Here is a 14,731-nt window from a genome sequence, read left to right on the forward strand (position 1 = left end):
CAATGACCCCCTCTCCCCGAGGGAGAGGGGTTGGCTCCATTCCGTCTCCCGCCGGGAGAAGGAGGGGCCCGCGCCCAAAGGGCGTGGGAGGATGAGGGGTTACGGCCCGGCCGCTTAGAAGCTACACCAAGGCCGATGGCCAAGACCAAAACCCGCCTCCCCAAGGCTGACAAGCCGCCGCAGGGCCTGCCCGACCGCGACACGCTGTTGAAATTCCTGCGCGAGGCCGGCGAGGCCGAAAAGGCCGATATCGCCAAGGCTTTCGGCCTCAAGGGCGCGGACCGCCGCGCCCTGCGGATGATGCTCAAGGCGCTGGAGGCCGAAGGCGCGCTCGGGCGGCGCGGCCGCAAGGGCTTCGCCGAGGCCGGCGCCCTGCCCCCGGTCGGCGTCGCCGACGTGGTCGAACGCGACGCCGACGGCGAACTCTATGTCCGTCTCGCCAAGGGCGGCGAAGACGCCCCGCAGGTGCGCCTGGCGCCCGAACGCCGCGATTCCAAGGCCGGCGCGCCCGGCCTTGGCGACCGCATTCTGGCCCGGTTCGAACGACTTGAAGGCGGCGAGTACGAAGCCAAGCTGATCAAGCGCCTGGGCCAGAGCGCTCACAAGATCCTGGGCGTGGTGCGCAAGGCGCGCCGCGAGACCCGCGTCGAACCCGTCGACCGCAAGTCCAAGGACGTGCTGGTGCTGTTCGAGGCCGACGCCCGGGACCTCAAGGACGGCGATCTGGTCGTGGCCCAGGTCGGCGCCGCCGACCGCCGCTACGGGCCCAAGCGCGGCAAGGTGCTGGAGGTGGTCGGCCGCGAGGACCAGCCGCGCGCCGCCTCGCTGATCGCCATCCACGCCCATGGGATACCCACCGGCTTCTCGCCCGACGCCGAGGCCGAGGCTGAAGCCGCCGAGCCGCCGACGCTCAGCGGCCGCACCGACCTGCGCGACATCCCCTTCGTCACCATCGACCCCGTCGACGCCCGCGACCACGACGACGCCGTGTTCGCCCAGGCCGACGACGATCCCAAGAACGAGGGCGGCTGGATCGTCTGGGTCGCCATCGCCGACGTCGCCGCCTATGTGCGGCCGGGCTCGGCCCTGGACCGCGAGGCGCGGGAGAAGGCCAACAGCGTCTATTTCCCCGACCGGGTCGAGCCGATGCTGCCCGAGCGATTGTCCAACGGCCTGTGCTCGCTGCGCCAGGGCGAGCCGCGCGCCTGCATGGCGGTGCGGATGGTCTTCGACAAGTCGGGCCGCAAGGTCCGCCACGAGTTCGCGCGCGGACTGATGCGCTCGGCCGCCAAGCTGGCCTACGAGCAGGCCCAGGCGGCCATCGACGGCCAGCCGGACGAGGCGACCGGCCCGCTGATGGACAGCGTCCTGAAGCCCCTGTGGGCCGCCTACGCGACCATGAAGAAGGGCCGCGACGCCCGCTCGCCCCTGGGCATCGAATCGGCCGAGCGCCGCATCCAGATCAGCCCCGAGGGCGAGGTCGTCTCGATCAGGCTGCGCGAGTCGCTGGAGGCGCACCGCCTGATCGAAGAGATGATGATCCAGGCCAATGTCTGCGCCGCCGAGACCCTGGAGGCCAAGCGCAGCCCGCTGGTCTATCGGGTGCACGACACGCCCAGCCAGGAGAAGATGTTCAACCTGGCCGACTTCCTGGCCACGCTGGGGATCACCTGGGCCAAGGGCGAGGCGCCGCGCACCGACCGCTTCAACCGCCTGCTCGACCAGATGCGCCAGGGACCGCACGCCGAGATCGTCAACGAGGTGGTGCTGCGCACCCAGATGCAGGCCCACTATTCGCCCGACAACATCGGCCACTTCGGCCTGAACCTCGCCCGCTACGCCCACTTCACCTCGCCGATCCGCCGCTACGCCGACCTGATCGTCCATCGCGGCCTGATCCGGGCCCTCAAGCTCGGAAACGACGGCCTGACGGACGAAGAGATCGCCCGGCTGCGCGAGACGGCCGAGCACATCACCTTCGCCGAGCGCCGGGCGATGGCGGCCGAGCGCGACGCCACCGACCGCTACGTCGCCGCCTTCATGGAGGAGCGCGTCGGCGCCGCCTTCGAGGGCCGCGTCACTGGCGTCACCCGCTTCGGCCTGTTCGTGCGGCTCAGGGACATCGGCGCCGACGGCCTGGTCCCGGTTTCGACCCTCGGCGGCGAGTACTTCATCCACGACGACCGCACCCACGCCCTGGTCGGCGAGCGCACCGGCCGTCGCTGGCCGCTGGGCATGGCCGTCGAGGTGCGGCTGACCGAGGCGACGCCGATCACCGGCGGACTGGTGTTCGAGATGCTCAGCGAGCCCGAGCCGGCCGTCCCCGGCGGCCCGCGCCCCCGTGTCGGCCTGCGCCGGCAGGTCGGCAAGGCCCCTCCCCGGTCGAGCCGCAAGGGCGGCGCCAAGCCTCGCCGCCGCTGATCGCTGCTTTTCGCGGGTCAAACAAGCGTTCTAAACTGACCCCATGACCGAACCGAAGCTCGATCCGAACTACGACCCGCGCGCCGACGGCGCCCTGCGCGCCGAGGGCGCCAAGGCCGTGCGGCCGCGCGACGCCGCCACGTTGATCATCGTCCGCCGCGACGGCGCCAAGCCGCGCCTGCTGATGGGCCGACGCAATCGCGGCCACGACTTCATGCCGGACAAGTGGGTGTTCCCCGGCGGCCGGATCGACCGCAGCGACTTCCGCGCGCCCGCCGCCAGCGAGCTGCGGCCGGCGGTGATCCAGCGCCTTGAGAAGACCGCCCCGCCGAGCCGCGCCCGCGCCCTGGCGCTGACCGCCGTGCGCGAGACGTTCGAGGAGACCGGGCTGCTGCTGGCCAGGCCCGCGCCCGCCAGGACCGTCGCCGGTCCCTGGCGCGACTTTCTCGGCCAGGGCGCGTCGCCGGACCTCGACGCGCTCGACTTCGTCGCCCGCGCCATCACCCCGCCCTACCGGCCCAAACGCTTCGACGCCCGTTTCTTCATGGCCGAGGCCGACCGGCTGGCCAGCCTCGACCGCGCCCCGGATTGCGGCGAGCTCGACGAGCTGGCCTGGGTCGAGCTGAGCGAGACCCTGGCGCTGGACCTGCCCAACATCACCCGCTTCGTCGTGCAGGAGCTGGCCCTGCGGCTGGAGCATCCAGACCGCCCGGCGCCGTTCGTCAGCTTCCGGCGCGGCGCCCGCCGGCTGGAGCACCTGTGAGGCCGGTCCGCCCGCGCCACGCCGCCAGCCTGGTTCTGGTCCGCCGCGACGGCGACGGCGTCGGCGTGCTGATGGGCCGGCGCCCCGCGCGCTCGGCCTTCGCCCCGGACGTGTTCGTGTTCCCCGGCGGCGCGGTCGAGCCCGGCGACTACGAGGCTTCGCCCGTCGCGCCCCTGGCGGACGCCTGCGCCAAGCGCGCCGCGGCGTCGCCGCGTCTGGCCCAGGCCCTCGCCGCCGCGGCCTTGCGCGAGACCGCCGAGGAGACCGGCCTCGTCCTGCCCGGCGACTTTTCCGGCCTGACGCTGCTCGCCCGCGCCATCACCCCGACCCAGAGCCCCATCCGCTTCCACGCCCGCTTCTTCGGCATGAACGCCGGGGAGGACCTGGGCGATCCCGCCGATTCGCCCGAACTGGCCGATCTTGGCTGGCGGACGGTGCGGCAGGCCCTGGCCCTGCCCTTGATCGACATCACCGAGGCCGTGCTGCGGTCGCTGGAGGTTCCTAGCGCGCCGCCGTTCCGCTTCACTTACCGCTCCGGACGGCCGGTCCAGACGCCCTTGCTGTAATTTCCACGGGCGGCGTTGACTTTACGCGCTCCATGCGTATTGTCCGCCGCTCAAAGATTTCGGCGAGCGGACGTGCCGCGCGCCACCGAAGGATTCGACCATGGCTAAGCCGGCTTCCATCAAGATCCGCCTCAACTCGACGGCCGACACCGGCTTCTTCTACGTCACCAAGAAGAACGCCCGCACCATGACCGAGAAGCTCGTGCTGAAGAAGTACGACCCGGTCGTGCGCAAGCACGTCGAATTCAAGGAAGGCAAGATCAAGTAAGATCGCCCTTCCCGATTTGACTATCGCAGCGCCCGGTCCCAAGGACCGGGCGTTTCGCGTTTCGGGCCTCCGTCGTCCCGCCGGCGAGCGGCGGCGGACCGTCAGGCGTTGCGGGAGACCACCTTGTTGCGCCCGGCGGCCTTGGCCTCGTAGACGGCCGCGTCGGCCCGCTGCAGCAGGGCGTCGGGCGTGTCGTCGGCGTCGAGGGTCGCCGACACCCCGATCGAGATGGTGACGGTGAGCAGCTCGGCGCCGCCGGCCACCCGGAACGGCGCGCCGGAGACGTGGGCGCGGATGCGCTCGGCGATGCGTTCAGCGTCGGACAGGCGGGTGTCGGGCATGATGACCACGAACTCCTCGCCGCCATAGCGGCACGGCAGGTCGATGGCCCGCACATTGCTGGCCAGCCGCACGGCGAACTCGCGCAGCACCTCGTCGCCGACCGGATGGCCGAAGGTGTCGTTGATCTTCTTGAAGTGGTCGATGTCGATCAGCAGCGCCCCGACCGGGTCGCCGCCCTTGACCGCGCGCTTGACCAGGGCGGCCAGCTGGCCGGTCATGTAGCGGCGGTTGTGCAGGCCGGTGAGCTGGTCGGTGACCGCCAGCTCCATCGAATGGTCGAGGTTGTTGCGCAGGAAGTCGGTGTAGCGCTTGCGCTTGATCTGGGTGCGGGCCCGCGCCGACAGCTCCTGCGGGTCGATGGGGCGCGGCAGGATGTCGTTGATGCCGATCTCCAGCGCCTTGATCATCCGCGACCGCTCGTCCGGATCGACCACGGCGAGAATCGGCAACCGCCGCGTCGCCTCGTCGGACAGCAGCTGCGCCGCCAGCCGCAGGCCGTCGAAGCCGCGGGCGTCGGCGTTGATGATCACCAGGTCGACCGGACCGCGCGCGGTCAGATGGGCCTTTTCGGGATCGGATTCGATGACCGGCCGGTGCTCGCTGGACAGCTCGGCGGCGATGCGCTGGGCCTGCCGCTCGTTGTCGTCGGCGATGACGATGCGCCCGCCCGTGCCGGCCAGCCGCGCCGCGGCCCCGGCGATCACGCCCAGGCGGCGGCCGGAATCCTCGCGCTGGCGCAGCTCGTCCATGATCACCTTCAGGCGGGTCAGGCTGCGCACCCGCGAGAACAGCATCACGTCGTCGATCGGCTTGTTCAGGAACTCGTCGGCCCCGGCCTCCAGGCCGGCGATACGATCGGAGCGGCCGTCGAGCGCCGTGACCAGCACCACGGGCACGTGGCGGGTGGCCGGATCGTCCTTCAGCCGCCGGCAGACCTCGAAGCCGTCCATGCCGGGCATCATCACGTCCAGCAGGATCAGGTCGGGCCGCTCCGCGGCGGCCATGGCCAGGGCGGTGGGTCCGTCGCGGGCGGTCAGGACCTCATAGTACTCGGCCGTCAGCTTGGCCTCGAGCAGCCGCACGTTCGGCTCGATGTCGTCGACCACCAGAATACGCGCGGTCATCGCAGCTTCACCCCAGGAAACGTCGGATGGTGTCCAGGAAGTGCGATACCGAAATCGGTTTCGAAATATAAGCCTCGCATCCGCCCTCCCGGATGCGTTCCTCGTCGCCCTTCATGGCGAAGGCGGTCACCGCCACCACCGGGATGTGCGACAGGTCGTCGTCTTCCTTCAGCCACTTGGTCACCTCCAGGCCGGATATCTCGGGCAGCTGGATGTCCATCAGGATGAGATCCGGACGGTGCTGGCGCGCGAGCGTCAGGGCCTGAAGCCCCTCGCGGGTTTCAAGGGTTTCGTAGCCTTGGGCGTCGAGCAGATCATGAAAGAGCTTCATGTTCAGCTCGTTATCCTCGACGATGAGGACTTTCTTCGTCATCAAGACCCCAAACGGAAGCCGTTGTCCGGCGGGCGGAAAAGGACTCGCCGCCGCCGTCTCCCCTCAGCTAATCACACGAACATCCTTAAACTCGCGTTAGTCGCGGAGACGCCCCTGCCCGCCGCCGACCAGACCTTCGTCCTGCCCGAGCTCGGCCTCGCCCCCGACCGGCCGTTGGTCATCGTCGATGTCGACGAGGTGGTGGCCCTGTTCATGCAAGGCTTCGCCCGCTTCGTCGCCCGGCGCGGCTACGAGATGCGCATCGAACGGTTCGCGCTGTTCCAAAATATTTTCCGGCCCGGCGAGAGCGCCAGCATCGACCTGGCCACCGGCCGGTCGCTGTTCGACGACTTCTTCCGCACCGAGGGCGAGGACATGGAGCCCGCTCCCGGCGCGGCCGAGGCCCTGGCCGCCCTGTCGGAAACGGCCCAGGTCGTCATCCTGACCAATGCGCCGGAGCACGGGCGGACAGGCCGGGCGCGCTGGCTGGCCCGGCACGGCATGGACTATCCGCTGGTGATCAACAGCGGCCCCAAGGGGCCCGCCGTAGCCGCCCTCCAGCGCCTGACCGAGCGGCCGGCGGCCTTCGTCGACGACCTCCTGCCCAATCTCGACTCGGCCGCGATCCACGCCCCGGCGGTGCGGCGCTTCCAGATCGTCGCGGACGAGCGTCTGCGCCCGTTCGCACCCGCCGAGCCCGACCGCCACGCCTGGCACGACGACTGGGGCACGTTGCGACAGGCCCTCGAAAGGTCGATCCTGTCTTCCGAATGAGCGAGGCGGGCGGATGATCCGAATCGGGGTCGATTTCGGCGGAACCAAGATCGAGGCGGCGGCGCTGGCGCCGGACGGCGCGGTGGTCGAGCGCCTGCGCGACCCCAATCCCCGCATCTACGACGCCGCCGTCCGCGTCGTGCGCGACCTGGTCGACGCCATCGAAAGCCGACATGGCCAGGGACTACGCGTCGGCGTCGGCGCGCCGGGCTCGCTGTCGCCGCGCACGGGGCGGGTGCGCAACGCCAACAGCACCTGGCTCAACGACCGCCCGTTCAAGCAGGACCTGGAGCAGGCGCTCGACAGGACCGTCCGCATCGAGAACGACGCCAACTGCTTCGCGCTGTCCGAGGCGGTCGACGGCGCCGCCCAGGACGCGGGCGTGGTCTTCGGCCTCATCATCGGCACAGGCTGCGGCGCGGGTCTGGTCGTCGACGGCCGCATCGTCGGGGGGCGTAACGCCTTCGCCGGCGAGTTCGGCCACATGCCCCTGCCCTGGCCCGACGCCGGCGAGCGCGACCGGCCGCCCTGCTGGTGCGGCCGGCCCGGCTGCATGGAGACCTTCGTGTGCGGCCCAGCCTTCGCCGCCGACCACGCCCGCGCCTCAGGCCGGTCGCTGAGCGCCGACGCGGTGGTCGCCGCCATGCGCGCCGGCGACCCAGGCGCCCGGGCGAGCTTCGACCGATATGTCGACCGCCTGGGTCGCGGCCTCGCCGTCGCCTGCAACCTGATCGACCCCGACGTGCTGGTGCTGGGCGGCGGCATGTCCAACATCGGCGAGCTCTACGAACGCCTGCCCGACGCCATCCGGCCGCACCTGTTCTCCGATTCCTTCGACACCCCGGTCAGACCGGCCCGGTTCGGCGATTCTTCCGGCGTGCGCGGCGCGGCCTGGCTGTGGCCCCTCGAATGAAGGCGCTCTGCCGCGACTGCTTCTGGACGGGCGACGGGGCGCCACGGCGGTGCCCGGCCTGCTTCTCGCCCCGCGTGGCGGCCCACGCCGAGCTCGACCGCCTGGCCATCGCCCACCTCGATTGCGACGCCTTCTACGCCTCGGTGGAGAAGCGCGACCGCCCCGAGCTGCGCGACCTGCCGGTGATCGTCGGCGGCGGCAAGCGCGGCGTGGTCACCACCTGCTGCTACATCGCCCGCATCAGCGGCGTGCGCTCGGCCATGCCGATGTTCAAGGCCCTGAAGCTTTGCCCCGAGGCGGTGGTCATCAAGCCCGACTTCAGCAAGTACCGCGCCGAGAGCGCGCGCATCCTCGGCCGGCTGTCCCACCTGACGCCCCTGGTCCAGCCGCTGTCGCTGGACGAAGCCTGGATGGACCTGTCGGGCACCGAGCGGCTGAACGGCGGCTTTCCCGCCCTGGTGCTGGCCAAGGCCCAGGCCGAAATCGAGCGCGAGAGCGGCCTGACCGTCTCCATCGGGGTCGCGCCGAACAAGTTCCTGGCCAAGATCGCCTCGGACCTCGACAAGCCGCGAGGGTTCTCGATCATCGGCGCGGCCGAGGCCAAGACCTTCCTGGCGGGCCGGCCGGCCTCGATCCTGCCCGGCGTCGGCCCGGCCTTCGTGCGCGCCCTCGAACAGGCGGGCCTGCGCACCGTGGGCGACCTCGCCCGCGCCGATCCGCGCATGCTGGTCGACCGCTTCGGGGCTTACGGACTGCGCCTGTCGCAACTGGCCCAGGGGCAGGACAGCCGCGCGGTCGATCCGGACCAGCAACGCAAGGCGATCAGCGCCGAGACCACCTTCGAGGAGGACCTGACCGAACTGGAGCCTCTGTGCGACAAGCTCTGGCCGCTGTGCGAGCGGGTGGCCAAGCAGGCGCGGGCGGCCGGCGCGGCGGGGCGGGTCGCCACGCTGAAGCTGCGCACCGCCGACTTCCGCATCGTCACCCGCCGCCGCACCCTGGCGGTTCCGACCCAGACGGCCCGCACCCTGTTCCAGGTGGCGCGCGAACTGCTGGCGCCGGAACTGCGCGGCGGCGCCTACCGGCTAATCGGGGCCGGCCTTTCGGACTTCATCGACGCCGGCGACGCCGGGTCCGACCTGTTCGCGGGCGACGAGCGCCGCACGCTGAAGGGCGAACAGGCCATCGACGCCCTGCGGGCCAAGTTCGGCGCCGGCGCCGTGGTTTCAGGCCGGGCGCTCAAGGGCTCGTGACCGTGGGCCTCTCCTCCCTTCTCGCCCTGTTGGCGACGCCGCTGGCGGCTTCCACCGCGTCGGCGCGCGGAGTATGACCTCGGCGAGGCATCACGGAGTCCCCATGTCCAAGATCGAAGACCGCCTGGCCGCCCTGGGCGTCGCCCTGCCGGCCCCCAAGGCCCCGGTGGCCAACTACGTGCCCTTCGTGCGCGCCGGAAACCTCGTCCACATCTCGGGGCAGGTCTCGATCGACGCCGACGGCGGGATCAAGGGCGTGGTCGGGGTCGACGCCGACCTGGAGACCGCGCAGGCGGCCGCCCGCCTGTGCGGGATCAACCTGCTGGCCCAGATGAAGGCGGCGACGGACGGCGATCTCGGCCGCGTGACGCGGGTGGTCAAGCTGGGCGGCTTCGTCCAGGCCGGGCCGGACTTCTTCGACATTCCCCAGGTGGTCAACGGCTGCTCGGACCTGATGGTCGCGGCGTTCGAGGACGTCGGCCGGCACGCGCGTTCGGCGGTGGGCGTCTATCGCCTGCCGTTCAACTTCGCGGTCGAGGTCGACGCGGTGGTGGAGATCCGGTGAGGGAGACCTTCGGCGAGCTCTGGGACCTGCTCTTCCACCCGCCCGTGGCGCACCGCGGGCTGTGGAGCCCGGACGGCGCGCCGGAGAACTCGCTGGCGGCGTTCCAGGCCGCCTGCGCGGCAGGCTACGGCGTCGAGCTCGACGTTCAGCTCTCGGCCGACGGCGAGGCCATGGTTTTTCACGACGACGGCCTGGAGCGGATGACCGGCGCGTCCGGCCGGCTGCGCGAGCGCACGGCGGCCGACCTGTCGACGCTGCGGCTGAACCAGGGCGACGAAGCCATTCCCACCCTGGCCGAGACCCTGGCCCTGATCGGCCGCCGGGCCATGGTCCATATCGAGCTGAAAACCCCGTTCGGCGAGGTCGGCCCGTTGGAGCGCCGGGTGTGCGAGGTGTTAAAGGACCACGCCGGCCCGACCTGCGTCATCGGCTTCAACCCCTACTCCCACGCCTGGTTCGCCGACCATCACCCCGCCGTGCTGCGGGGCCTGGACAGCTACGCCTACGCCGACGCCTCGGCCGAACGGCTGGCCCCCGACCTGCGGCGGGCCTTCGCCCGTCTGGACCATGTCGAGATCGCCCGTCCGCATTTCCTGGCCCTCGGCCTCGACATGCTGCCCAGCGAACCCGCCGCCGCCCTGCGCGCCGCCGGCATGCCGGTGGTCGCCTGGACCGTGCGCTCGCCCGGGCAATGGGACGCGGTGCGAGCCTGCTGCGACAACGTGATCTTCGAGGGCTTCCAGGCGTGATCGCCGTGCGCCCGGCGGTACGGGTCCATCGCCGCATCGCCGAGATCGGGCGCGAAGCCTGGGACGCCTGCGCCCCGGCCGGCGACGCCTACAACCCCTTCGTCGGCTTCGACTTCCTGGACGCCCTGGAAGAAGCGCAATGCGCCGTCGAACGCACCGGCTGGGCCCCGCACCACCTGTCGGTCCTCGACGACGACGGCCGCGTCGCCGCCGTCATGCCGCTCTATCTGAAGTCCCATAGCCAGGGCGAGTACGTCTTCGACTGGAACTGGGCGGACGCCTACGAGCGCGCCGGCGGCCAGTATTACCCCAAGCTGCAGAGCGCCTCGCCGTTCTCGCCGGTGACCGGCCCCCGGCTGCTGGTCCGCCCGGACGTCGACGCCGACGCGGCCAGGCGCGTGCTGCTGAGCGGCGCGCTCCAGCTTTGCGAACGCACAGACGCCTCGTCGCTGCACGTGACCTTCCCCGACGAGGCCGACTGGCGGTTCATGGGCGAGCAGGGCCTGCTCCAGCGCCAGGACCAGCAGTACCACTGGGTCAACCGGGGCTATGCGACCTTCGACGACTTCCTGGCCGCGCTGTCGGCCAACCGCCGCAAGACCATCCGGCGCGAGCGTCGCGACGCCCAGGCCGGCCTCGACATCGCCGCTTTCACCGGCGCCGATCTCACCGAAGAGCATTGGGACGCCTTCTACCGGTTCTACATGGACACCGGGTCGCGCAAGTGGGGCAGCCCGTACCTCAACCGGACGTTCTTCTCGCTGCTGGGCGAGCGGCTGGCCGACAAGGTGCTGCTGGTCATGGCCCAGCGGGACGGCCGCTGGATCGCCGGGGCGCTGAACCTGATCGGCGGCGACAGCCTGCTCGGACGCAACTGGGGCTGCGTCGAGGACGTGCCCTTCCTGCATTTCGAGCTCTGCTACTATCAGGCGATCGAGCACGCCATCCGCCTGGGCCTGGCCCGCGTCGAGGCCGGCGCCCAGGGCCAGCACAAGATCGCGCGCGGCTACCTGCCGACGGCGGTCTATTCGGCCCACTGGATCGCCGACCCCGCCCTGCGCGGGCCGGTGGCGCGCTATCTCGAACAGGAGCGCGAGGCGGTGCGGCGCGATATGGACGAACTGACCGAAGAGCACTCGCCGTTCCGACGCGGCGAAGGCTGACCGCTCGGCTTAGGACCGCTCCCAGGCCTGCCTGAGCAAGGCCGCCACCGTCTCGTCCGCCTCGCCGGCCGCCGTCAGCACCAAGGTCGCCCTCAGCCGCTCCGACCAGCCTTCGCTCGCCGGCGCTGTCAGGCGCCCGGAGGCCTCGGGGGACAAGGCCAGGCCCAGCCGCACCCGGTCGCCGGCCGCCGGCCGCACCGCCGCGAACTGATAGGCCCGCGACCAGGCCGTGTAGCCCTTGCGGGCGCCGAGCACCACGCCGTCCAGCCGGCCGACCAGCGCCGACACCGCCTCCATGATCGCCTTGCCGTTGGGCCGGCCGTCCCAGAGCGCCGCGATCAGGGCGTCCGGATCGTCCCAGCCGTGCTGCGAACCGAACGCCCGGGCCAGGACCAGCGAGGCGCGGTTCTGGGCCAGACCGTGATTTTCCTTGAACCAGCGCAACCGCGCCCGCATCCGCGTCTCCGGACAGGTTCGGGCCACGGCGACCCATTCGTCCAGCGTCCGGCCGGAATCCCGCTCCAGCCCCTCGCGCAGCGAGGCGAACCACTTCTTCTGCGCTTCGGTCAGGTGTTCGCCGTCGCCCATGGTTTTCCGCCGCCGTCCATTTTGCTAGGCACGATGGCGCCAAGCACAGGGAGCCGCAACGATGAGCCTCGACGGGACCTACGACGACGCCAACGTCTTCGCCAAGATCATCCGCGGCGAGATGCCGTCGGTGAAGGTGTACGAGGACGACGACGTGCTGGCCTTCATGGACGTGTTCCCGCAGTCCAAGGGCCACACCCTGGTCATTCCCAAGCGCTCCAAGGCCCGCAACCTGCTCGAAGTCGAACCCGAGGTGCTGCAGACCCTGATCCTGGCGGTGCAGAAGGTGGCCAAGGCCGTCCGCGCGGCGGTCAATCCCGACGGCGTCATGGTCGGCCAGTACAACGGCGCGCCGTCCGGCCAGACCATCTACCACCTGCACTTCCACATCATCCCGCGCTGGGAAGGCCAGGACATCAAGGGCCACAGCCACGGCCAGATGGCCGACATCGGCGAACTCAGCGAGCTCGCCAGGACGATCAGCGCCAAGCTGGGCTGACAAAGAAAAACGGCGGCCCTTTCGTTCGGGCCGCCGTTCCTTAGTTCAAGGCCTCGATCAGGCCAGGGCCGGCGCTTCCGCCTCGCCCGCTTCCGGCGCGCCGGCCTGCGGGTCCATCTCGAAGGCGATCTTGCCGTCCTTGAGCACCACCTTGACGTGGCCGCCGCGAACCAGCCGGCCGAACAGGATCTCGTCGGCCAGCGGCTTCTTGATGTGCTCCTGGATCACCCGGGCCAGCGGCCGGGCGCCGTAGAGCTCGTCGAAGCCGTTCTTGGCCAGCCAGTCGGCCGCCTCGTCGGACAGCTCCACCGTGACGTGGCGGTCGGCCAGTTGCGCCTCCAGCTGGATGACGAACTTGTGGACCACCTGGCGGATGATCTCCGGCGTCAGCGGCCTGAACGCCACCACCGCGTCGAGGCGGTTGCGGAATTCCGGCGAGAACAGCCGCTTGATCGCCGCCTCGTCCTCGCCCTCGGACTTGCCACGGCCGAAGCCGATCGAGTTCCGCTGGGCGTCCGACGCGCCGGCGTTGGTGGTCATGATCAGGATGACGTTCCTGAAATCGACCTTCTTGCCGACGGCGTCGGTCAGGACGCCGTGGTCCATGACCTGCAGCAGGATGTTGTAGACGTCCTGGTGCGCCTTCTCGATCTCGTCGAGCAGCACGACCGCGTGCGGATGCTGGTCGACGGCGTCGGTCAGCAGGCCGCCCTGGTCATGGCCGACATAGCCCGGAGGCGCGCCGATCAGGCGGCTGACCGTGTGCCGCTCCATGTACTCCGACATGTCGAAGCGCAGGAGCTCGATGCCCAGGGTCGAGGCCAGCTGCTTGGCCGCCTCGGTCTTGCCGACGCCGGTCGGGCCCGAGAACAGGTAGCAGCCGATCGGCTTCTGCGGATCGCGCAGGCCAGCGCGGGCCATCTTCATCGCCGCCGACAGCTGGTGGATGGCGTCGTCCTGGCCGAACACCACCCGCTGCAGGTCGGCCTCGAGCTGCTTGAGCGCCTCGGCGTCGGACTTGGACACCGATTTCGGCGGGATGCGGGCGATCTTGGCGACGACCGCCTCGATCTCCTTCAGGCCGATGGTCTTCTTGCGCTTGGATTCCGGCAGCAGCATCTGCGAGGCGCCGGCCTCGTCGATGATGTCGATGGCCTTGTCCGGCAGCTTGCGGTCGGTGATGTAGCGCGCCGACAGGTCCACCGCCGCCTTGAGGGCTTCGCTGGTGTAACGCAGCTTGTGAAAATCCTCGTAGTAGGTCTTGAGACCCTTGAGGATTTTTATGGTGTCCTCGACCGTCGGCTCGTTGACGTCGATCTTCTGGAAGCGCCGGACGAGCGCCCGGTCCTTCTCGAAGTGCTGACGGAACTCCTTGTAGGTGGTCGAGCCCATGCAGCGCAGCGTGCCCGAGGCCAGGGCCGGCTTGAGCAGGTTGGACGCGTCCATCGCGCCGCCGCTGGTGGCGCCGGCGCCGATCACCGTGTGGATCTCGTCTATGAACAGGATGGCGTTGGGGTGGTTCTCCAACTCCTTGACCACCTGCTTGACGCGCTCCTCGAAGTCGCCGCGATAACGGGTGCCGGCCAGCAGCGCGCCCATGTCGAGCGAGAAGATGGTCGCGCCGGAGAGGACGTCGGGCACCTGCTCGTTGACGATCTTGCGCGCCAGGCCCTCGGCGATGGCGGTCTTGCCGACGCCTGGGTCGCCGACCAGCAGCGGGTTGTTCTTGGTCCGCCGACAGAGGATCTGGATGGCGCGCTCGACCTCGTTGATCCGGCCGATCAGGGGATCGACCTTGCCCTGCTTGGCCTTCTCGTTGAGGTTGACGCAGTAGGCCTCCAGGGCCTCGCCGCCGGTCTTGGCCTGCGGCTTGTCGTCCTCGGCTTCGGTCTGGCCCTTGACGGCGCGGGGCTCGCTCGCCCCGGCCTTCTTGGCGATGCCGTGGGCGATGAAGTTGACCGCGTCGTAGCGCGTCATGTCCTGCTCTTGCAGGAAATAGGCGGCGTGGCTCTCCCGTTCCGAGAAGATGGCCACCAGCACGTTGGCGCCGGTCACCTCCTCGCGGCCCGAGGACTGGACGTGGATCACCGCGCGCTGGATCACGCGCTGGAACCCGGCCGTCGGCTTGGCGTCCTCGCCGTCGTCGACGACCAGGGACTGCAGTTCGACGTCGAGATAGTTGACGAGGCTCTTCTTCAGGGCGGCGAGATCGACGTCGCAGGCGCGCATGACGCCGGCGCCGTCCTCGTCGTCGGTCAGCGAAAGCAACAGGTGCTCAAGCGTCGCGTATTCGTGCTTGCGCTGGTTGGCCAGGGCGACGGCGCGATGAAGAGTCTCTTCGAGATGTCGCGAAAACGAGGGCAAGGGGGC

Annotated in this window: 15 protein-coding genes; 11 read left to right on the forward strand and 4 right to left on the reverse strand. The window is 70.3% G+C overall.

Features of this window, described 5'->3' with window-relative positions; translation table 11 throughout:
* Positions 1-135: 135 nt before the first annotated feature.
* The 4 genes from rnr to rpmG all read left to right on the forward strand — a co-directional run bounded on the left by rnr (position 136) and on the right by rpmG (position 4,018).
* The gene (gene rnr, locus C5708_RS02485; protein WP_242917481.1) at positions 136-2,421 is read left to right on the forward strand and encodes a ribonuclease R; all 2,286 of its coding nucleotides are present in this window, start codon (positions 136-138) and stop codon (positions 2,419-2,421) included.
* Positions 2,422-2,464: 43 nt separating this feature from the next.
* Positions 2,465-3,184, forward strand: a complete 720-nt coding sequence (locus tag C5708_RS02490) for an NUDIX hydrolase (protein ID WP_242917483.1) — start codon at positions 2,465-2,467, stop codon at positions 3,182-3,184.
* Positions 3,181-3,750, forward strand: coding sequence for an NUDIX domain-containing protein (locus C5708_RS02495; RefSeq protein ID WP_242917485.1), 570 nt, complete (start codon positions 3,181-3,183; stop codon positions 3,748-3,750). The genes C5708_RS02490 and C5708_RS02495 overlap by 4 nt, the downstream gene beginning before the upstream one ends.
* Positions 3,751-3,850: 100 nt before the next feature.
* Positions 3,851-4,018 carry a 50S ribosomal protein L33 gene (gene rpmG / locus C5708_RS02500; protein ID WP_242917487.1) on the forward strand — a complete coding sequence of 56 codons (168 nt, stop codon included), beginning with the start codon at positions 3,851-3,853 and terminating at the stop codon, positions 4,016-4,018.
* A 101-nt stretch (positions 4,019-4,119) separates the two neighbouring features.
* Here rpmG and C5708_RS02505 read toward each other — a convergent pair whose 3' ends face one another.
* Together C5708_RS02505 and C5708_RS02510 are read right to left on the reverse strand one after the other, a co-directional pair.
* Positions 4,120-5,484, reverse strand: a complete 1,365-nt coding sequence (locus tag C5708_RS02505) for a PleD family two-component system response regulator (protein ID WP_242917489.1) — start codon at positions 5,482-5,484, stop codon at positions 4,120-4,122.
* A 7-nt stretch (positions 5,485-5,491) separates the two neighbouring features.
* Positions 5,492-5,857, reverse strand: a complete 366-nt coding sequence (locus tag C5708_RS02510) for a response regulator (RefSeq protein WP_242917491.1) — start codon at positions 5,855-5,857, stop codon at positions 5,492-5,494.
* Positions 5,858-6,031: 174 nt separating this feature from the next.
* Between C5708_RS02510 and C5708_RS02515 the strand changes: the two genes are divergently transcribed.
* The 6 genes from C5708_RS02515 (at position 6,032) to C5708_RS02540 (ending at position 11,274) form a co-directional block, all read left to right on the forward strand.
* Positions 6,032-6,631: a hypothetical protein gene (locus C5708_RS02515; protein ID WP_347566990.1), complete on the forward strand. Its 600-nt coding sequence runs from the start codon at positions 6,032-6,034 to the stop codon at positions 6,629-6,631.
* A 13-nt stretch (positions 6,632-6,644) separates the two neighbouring features.
* A complete protein-coding gene (locus C5708_RS02520) occupies positions 6,645-7,544 on the forward strand; it encodes an ROK family protein (RefSeq protein ID WP_242917493.1) in 900 nt (299 codons plus the stop codon).
* Positions 7,541-8,797 (forward strand): DNA polymerase IV, encoded by a 1,257-nt coding sequence (locus tag C5708_RS02525; RefSeq protein ID WP_242917495.1) that lies wholly within the window; start codon positions 7,541-7,543, stop codon positions 8,795-8,797. The genes C5708_RS02520 and C5708_RS02525 overlap by 4 nt, the downstream gene beginning before the upstream one ends.
* 73 nt (positions 8,798-8,870) lie before the next feature.
* Positions 8,871-9,362 carry a RidA family protein gene (locus C5708_RS02530; RefSeq protein WP_242917497.1) on the forward strand — a complete coding sequence of 164 codons (492 nt, stop codon included), beginning with the start codon at positions 8,871-8,873 and terminating at the stop codon, positions 9,360-9,362.
* Positions 9,359-10,111 carry a glycerophosphodiester phosphodiesterase family protein gene (locus C5708_RS02535; RefSeq protein ID WP_242917506.1) on the forward strand — a complete coding sequence of 251 codons (753 nt, stop codon included), beginning with the start codon at positions 9,359-9,361 and terminating at the stop codon, positions 10,109-10,111. Before C5708_RS02530 ends, C5708_RS02535 begins: the two co-directional genes overlap by 4 nt.
* Positions 10,054-11,274 carry a GNAT family N-acetyltransferase gene (locus C5708_RS02540; RefSeq protein ID WP_242917508.1) on the forward strand — a complete coding sequence of 407 codons (1,221 nt, stop codon included), beginning with the start codon at positions 10,054-10,056 and terminating at the stop codon, positions 11,272-11,274. Before C5708_RS02535 ends, C5708_RS02540 begins: the two co-directional genes overlap by 58 nt.
* Before the next feature lie 9 nt (positions 11,275-11,283).
* Here C5708_RS02540 and C5708_RS02545 read toward each other — a convergent pair whose 3' ends face one another.
* Complete coding sequence (locus C5708_RS02545; protein ID WP_242917510.1) at positions 11,284-11,862, reverse strand: DUF5655 domain-containing protein; 579 nt, start codon at positions 11,860-11,862, stop codon at positions 11,284-11,286.
* A 61-nt stretch (positions 11,863-11,923) separates the two neighbouring features.
* On the opposite strand from C5708_RS02545, the gene C5708_RS02550 reads away from it, so the two are divergent.
* Positions 11,924-12,361 carry an HIT family protein gene (locus tag C5708_RS02550; RefSeq protein ID WP_242917512.1) on the forward strand — a complete coding sequence of 146 codons (438 nt, stop codon included), beginning with the start codon at positions 11,924-11,926 and terminating at the stop codon, positions 12,359-12,361.
* A gap of 57 nt (positions 12,362-12,418) precedes the next feature.
* On the opposite strand, the gene clpA is transcribed toward C5708_RS02550, so the two are convergent.
* Entirely contained in the window at positions 12,419-14,725 is a 2,307-nt protein-coding gene (gene clpA / locus C5708_RS02555) for an ATP-dependent Clp protease ATP-binding subunit ClpA (RefSeq protein ID WP_242917514.1), read from the reverse strand.
* Positions 14,726-14,731 lie beyond the last annotated feature (6 nt).

The sequence above is a fragment of the Caulobacter sp. CCUG 60055 genome (assembly GCF_022750545.1).
Lineage (GTDB): Bacteria > Pseudomonadota > Alphaproteobacteria > Caulobacterales > Caulobacteraceae > PUIC01.

Excerpts from the sequence above, each read along its gene's own strand:
- C5708_RS02510 (WP_242917491.1), bottom strand. The coding sequence starts at position 5,857 with ATGACGAAGAAAGTCCTCATCGTCGAGGATAACGAGCTGAACATGAAG.
- rpmG (WP_242917487.1), top strand. The coding sequence starts at position 3,851 with ATGGCTAAGCCGGCTTCCATCAAGATCCGCCTCAACTCGACGGCCGAC.
- C5708_RS02505 (WP_242917489.1), bottom strand. The coding sequence starts at position 5,484 with ATGACCGCGCGTATTCTGGTGGTCGACGACATCGAGCCGAACGTGCGG.
- C5708_RS02545 (WP_242917510.1), bottom strand. The coding sequence starts at position 11,862 with ATGGGCGACGGCGAACACCTGACCGAAGCGCAGAAGAAGTGGTTCGCC.
- C5708_RS02550 (WP_242917512.1), top strand. The coding sequence starts at position 11,924 with ATGAGCCTCGACGGGACCTACGACGACGCCAACGTCTTCGCCAAGATC.
- C5708_RS02540 (WP_242917508.1), top strand. The coding sequence starts at position 10,054 with ATGGGACGCGGTGCGAGCCTGCTGCGACAACGTGATCTTCGAGGGCTT.
- C5708_RS02525 (WP_242917495.1), top strand. The coding sequence starts at position 7,541 with ATGAAGGCGCTCTGCCGCGACTGCTTCTGGACGGGCGACGGGGCGCCA.
- rnr (WP_242917481.1), top strand. The coding sequence starts at position 136 with ATGGCCAAGACCAAAACCCGCCTCCCCAAGGCTGACAAGCCGCCGCAG.
- C5708_RS02490 (WP_242917483.1), top strand. The coding sequence starts at position 2,465 with ATGACCGAACCGAAGCTCGATCCGAACTACGACCCGCGCGCCGACGGC.
- C5708_RS02530 (WP_242917497.1), top strand. The coding sequence starts at position 8,871 with ATGACCTCGGCGAGGCATCACGGAGTCCCCATGTCCAAGATCGAAGAC.
- C5708_RS02520 (WP_242917493.1), top strand. The coding sequence starts at position 6,645 with ATGATCCGAATCGGGGTCGATTTCGGCGGAACCAAGATCGAGGCGGCG.